The following is a 5,483-nucleotide window of genomic DNA, read 5'->3' as shown; positions in this document are numbered from 1 at the left end:
GGTGTGCTGGTGTGGAACTGGAGGAACGGTTGACAAAACCACGGCGGTGAACAGCACGGTCGAAACCTCGGGTAGCTATGCAGACGCCGGCATTGGGGGGGGGCAGATTCAAGGAACGGTTGCCAACACCACGGCGGTGAACAGCTATGTCAATGGCATTAAAGAGGGGAATTCTTCTATCTCCAATGATCAGCTTCTTTGCCAAAAAGCAGACCTGCGTGTGTTAACAGCCAATTGCTCTTCGAGAACTGAATTTCTGGATGCGCTGGATGTTTCGTACAGTGATGCTTGCCCGGTAAATGCCGCTACAGCGACAACAGCCGCTGCAGTGCCAACAGTCGCCACAAGGCGCGGGGCCGTGGTTGCCAATACTACGCAGGTGAACAGTTTTGCCAGGAGCACAGGTTACTCTTCAGGCGTGGCCAGGGAGCCATTACCGGTCACACCGGCACCGACGGTAGCAAACACCAACATGGACTTTTCCGACCTGCCGGGGGCCAACATGACGCTGCCCACACCGGCATCGACGGTCGCGAACACCACCATGAACGTTTCCGGCCTGCCGGGGGCCACCATGACGCTGCCCACACCGGCACCGACGGTCGCGAACACCACCATGAACGTTTCCGGCCTGCCGGGGGCCACCATGACTATGCCCACACCGGCACCGACGGTCGCGAACTCCACCATGAACGTTTCCGGCCTGCCGGGGGCCACCATGACGCTGCCCACAACTGTGGCACCACTGGCGGTTACCCTGAGTACTGGCGCAATAGCTGGTATCGCCGTGGGGACGGCTGCCTTTGTGGTGGCAGGGGTGGTGTTAGGGAGGTACATTTATTGTCGTTATTGCCGCAGGTCATCCGCTGCCGATGACCCGCTGGAGTTGGTGGCCATCAATACTGTGGGTCAGGCACAGAAGGCGCGCACTCAACCGACGTAAAAGCCGTCAGGAAAGAGGCAAGAGAAACCTGCCGATGTACAACGCCCCAGAAGTCATCCTCCAGAGCCACCCGGACTGCAACAACCGGCACTGCCGGAAAAACCACCCATACGGCCAAGGGACTCGTTCTTTGAGGAACTCAGGGGGTGATTCCCTGGCATGAACATAAAGAAGATGCTGGCATATATGAAGAGATTGAAACTCGCAACCTCCGCAGAATAAGAACCGCTGTAAAATAGATCATTTCAATGAGTTTGATATGCACAATCTCCGTTCACCCTGAGCGGAGTCGAAGGGTGCCAGGCACGATCTATCATGCTTCGGAGTTAACGCCCTTCGACAGGCTCAGGACGAACGGAGTTTGGAGGCTCCGAAATGTGGAAATTATTCAAGGACTATTCCTTATTGCCATGGAAGCAACGGGTCGTTACCACTCATGCAAAACAGCAGCACAGGCTTTTACAGGCTCGCTTTATTTGAATTTGAACCACAAAGGCACAGAGACACAAAGAAAAGATTTCTTTTATCTTCCTTTGTGTCTTTGTGCCTTTGTGGTGAAAGTCTTTTAACTGACTATGGCAAGGCTTTCACGCTTAAGTCAGTGTCATTGTGGCACAGATCGGCATTTTTTATGCCTGAACCACCATTTTTCCTATGACATGCCGATTAAACTGTTTATTACGCCAATATATCGATAAAAACAACTCTTGAGAGATGGCACATGGGGACTTTGATTCCATCAGATAAAAGACCAACACCTTCCACAACACCAGCACCACGCTCTGAACAGCCTGCCAAGAAGTCCCGATTCAATTTCAGCTTTCTACGATTTGGCCGAAAAATTGCCCGATTTAATAATAACCAGACCAGCAATTTAACGACTCAAAAAAACAATAATCTATCAAGTCTTGAATCCAAAAACATTAAGCAGAAAAAGATTAAGATCCTCAAAACCGATAAAACAATTAAATCATTGGATAAGCTGGGCGAGAAGGTTAAACAGCTTCACGAAAGTAACGCTCTCTTCGGTGAGCAACGGGCATCATTAGCTAAGCAAAGAGCCAAATTGTTAAGCAAGGAGAAAATTCCCCATTATGATGCGGTAGTGGCCGGTGCAGGTCCGACAGGATTGATGGCAGCGGTCGAGCTGGCAAGGAAAGGTCACAAGGTTTGTCTGTGTGAAGGCCGCAATGAAGAGGAGTGGGATATCCGCTCAAGCGTTATGGCTTTAGGGCCAGAAGCAACTTATGCAATTAATCAGATGTTGGACGCTCTGGAAAGCACTCACGGCCGGGGATACGTTTTTTCTCACAGAAAGAAATCGGATATATTGCATCCAAAAAGCCTGGCAAGCATTCGGGAACAAGTAAGGCGCAACAACTATACCAACTTACAGACCGACGTTATCCAGCGTATCTATATGGAATACGCGAAAACAAAATATCCGGATTTGATAGATATCAGGCATCAAGCCAGAGCCGATTCTTTTGACCCATGGGTTCAAACCATAGATTTACATCCATCGGGGCGAATTGCTTTCGATTCAATTATTCATGCCGATGGCGTGCATGGAACATCGCGCCAATCGTTAGAAGAGTTGGGATCCAGCCTGGAAAAAATAACGGTCAATACCCCTTTTAGCGGCAGATGCCAATGCGCCTATATCCATCATCCAAGCTGGGCAGAGATCAAAACCGGTGCCCTCCTCAACGCCAAAGAAAAAATACCTGCTGACCTGCTGCCTGAATTCGAGAAGCTGGGATGGCACAGCAACTATTACCCTCAGTGCTACATTTTCTTATCCCATGACAACTCTGAGAAATTGTGGATTTCCGGACAGTGCCCCACAAACCTCAAACCCGAACAACAGCTTGAGTGGAATGCACTGATTTGTGAGGCGACAGTGACTCCGACGAAGCGGGCTAGCTTGATGGCACCAACCTACGTCGATACCGACAGCCATACCGCACGAGGGTCAAAAAAGAAGAACTTGAGCCATGCCATTTTCACTGTAGAGAAACAAAAGCTGGCACAACCTTCCGTCGCACTCCCTTTTGGCAAGAGTGAAGCTATTGGTGACGCAAAAGAGACACCCAATTTTTTCTTTGCCGAAGGTTTGAAAAACGCGGATAAGGATGTGAAAGATTTGGCAATTCCATTCACACCCAGAGAAGCCAGCTCATTTCCGCTGAACATGCCCTCTTTGGTTAAACAAATCATATCTCGTATGTTGGACAAGCTGCACAGTTAGAGCATACCCACTGTTATGCAAAGTACTTTAAGTAGTTGGCCAAATGGAATCGTATATTTCTGGCTAAGTGGGCAGTTATCATGCAAGGCACAACGAAGGGAGCATAGCCTTAGCTATGTGACCGGAGTTGTAACGCCGCACGACTGAATGGATGCAGGAGATAGAGCAACGCAGGCGCAGTTGCCGAGAGTGACTGTCTACTTAGTCAGAAAATACGATTTCATTTGGTTAACTACTTAGACGTCAATGATAGAAGAGATCCATCAATTGCATTGAAACACTGTACCAGGGGACCCGCGGACTAACTCGTTACGCAGTTCAGGACCCTGGGAGGCTGTCCGAGAATAGACTGCCCTACTGCGGTGACAGAAAATTGGTCTAAAAGGTCGGAAATTTTTAACAAATAGAACCACTATTCACTAAAAATTTCCGACTTTTTATCCTCAATTTTCTGCCATCCTCGCTACGGGGTCGCCTAGACGGGCGCTATTCTCGGTCAACCTCCTGGGCTTTCTTTCCTGTTTTATAAGATTCTTGCGCACTATCCGTTGCGAATAATTCAAATGGTTCTTTTCACTGCCTGAGCCTTACCTATTATTGTCTTATTTAGCGAGGTAATAACTTTGATATCCCAACCTGCTGTTCAGCCAACAGGTACACCCACTGCTTCTGGCCCCGTTCCCGATCAGCCAACGGAAAACTGGGGGCTATTGGCAGGGGTGGAGGTCGCCATCCGGAAAGGTCCGATCCTGTTTTTGCAGTCGTTGTATCCCGGTTATATTCCCCCCGGGCAACCGTTGGCGCAACCGGATGAAGGTCCGGCCTTCACTTTTGGCAGCCCCGATGGGCAGAACAGTAGTTTTTTCCAGGGTGTTGCGCTGGGTGCCCGGCTGGTGTCGCCTTACACAGTGCTGCCAGAGGAGATCAGCACTCTGCTGGAGGGCTTTGTCACCCTTTCCACGGCGGCCCGGCTCAGGAATCTTTTTGGTGGGTCGGCTACCGCTTCGGCACCGGGGCAGAGCGGGGCAGACACTACGGTGGACGGCTCCCCAACAAACCACAAAGGCAAGAAAAAAAAGAAATCACAGCAAACACCACAGCGGACCAGCCCAACGGCCACCGCCTCTGCCCGGACTGGCCAGTTGCCAAACACGTCCCTGGCACTTGGGGCTCTGGCCAGCCTTACCGCTGTGGGCGGGTCATCAACAACAACACCTGCACACACCAATACGTCTGCCCCAACCACAGAGCCTCAGGCTCCATGCGATGCTGATCAATTCCGCTGTGACAACGGCACATGTATTCCTGCCGACTATCAATGCGATGCGGATGACGATTGCGGTGATGGCTCCGATGAGAACTGTACACAAACTGACTGTGATCGTTTAGGCTATGATTTTTTATGCGACGGCAGCCGCTGTATTTCCGCCGGTTGGCAATGTGACGGGGAAGATGATTGTGATGATGGGACCGATGATAACTGCACACTAGCTGAATGTATTAAGCATGGACGTGACTTTTTCTGCGACGATAAGAAAAAATGTGTTAGTGACGCCTTGCGATGTAATGGGAAAAAGAATTGTATTGATGAATCCGATGAGAACTGCACACAAGCTGACTGTGATAGGCTGGGACGTAACTTTTTCTGCGACGACAGCCGCTGTATTGACGACAGTTATATATGTGATGGGGAAAAGGATTGTATTATTGATGGCTCCGATGAGAACTGCACACAAGCTGACTGTGATAGGCTGAACCGTACCTTTTTCTGCGACGACAGCCGCTGTATTAGCGCCGGTTGGCAATGTGATGGGGAAGAGGATTGTGATGATGGCTCCGATGAGCGGGCGGAGTTATGCAATCCTGTCTCTTCCAGCCCGACGCGGCCAACAGTCACGGCTACAACGGCACCGGTGACAGAAACGGTGGTTACGGTATCGAACACCACCATGAGCTTTTCCGGCCTGTCGGGGACCACCATGGAACTGCCCACCAGTGCGGCACCGCAGGCGACGGTATCAAACCCCTCTATGAACGTTTCCGACCTGTCGGGGACCACCATGGCACTGCCCACCAGTGCGGCACCGCAGGCGACGGTATCAAGCCCCGCCATGAACGTTTCCGGCCCGTCGGGGACCACCATGGCACTGCCCACCAGTGCGGCACCGCAGGCGACGGTATCAAGCCCCGCCATGAACGTTTCCGGCCCGTCGGGGACCACCATGGCACTGCCCACCAGTGCGGCACCGCAGGCGACGGTATCAAGCCCCGCCATGAACGTTTCCGGCC

3 protein-coding genes and 1 pseudogene are annotated in these 5,483 nt (G+C 51.3%); all 4 read left to right on the top strand.

Annotation, left to right across the window (positions count from 1 at the left end):
• Positions 1 to 943 (top strand): annotated as a pseudogene (locus J7439_RS24775) (hypothetical protein); the annotation flags it as partial.
• Positions 944 to 1,320: 377 nt separating this feature from the next.
• Positions 1,321 to 1,512, top strand: a complete 192-nt coding sequence (locus J7439_RS24770; protein WP_209204727.1) for a hypothetical protein — start codon at positions 1,321 to 1,323, stop codon at positions 1,510 to 1,512.
• A gap of 152 nt (positions 1,513 to 1,664) precedes the next feature.
• The gene (locus tag J7439_RS24765; RefSeq protein ID WP_209204726.1) at positions 1,665 to 3,194 is read left to right on the top strand and encodes an FAD-dependent oxidoreductase; all 1,530 of its coding nucleotides are present in this window, start codon (positions 1,665 to 1,667) and stop codon (positions 3,192 to 3,194) included.
• 623 nt (positions 3,195 to 3,817) lie between these two features.
• The coding region (locus tag J7439_RS24760; protein ID WP_502950445.1) for a low-density lipoprotein receptor class A repeat-containing protein at positions 3,818 to 5,483 on the top strand (1,666 nt) is incomplete at its 3' end.

Origin of the sequence: Salinisphaera sp. G21_0 (assembly GCF_017744115.1) — a bacterium.
GTDB lineage: Bacteria > Pseudomonadota > Gammaproteobacteria > Pseudomonadales > Endozoicomonadaceae > Endozoicomonas.
This window is presented reverse-complemented; position numbering and strand designations above follow the sequence as displayed.

Coding starts and splice junctions, on each gene's coding strand:
- J7439_RS24765 (WP_209204726.1), top strand. CDS start 1,665: ATGGGGACTTTGATTCCATCAGATAAAAGACCAACACCTTCCACAACA.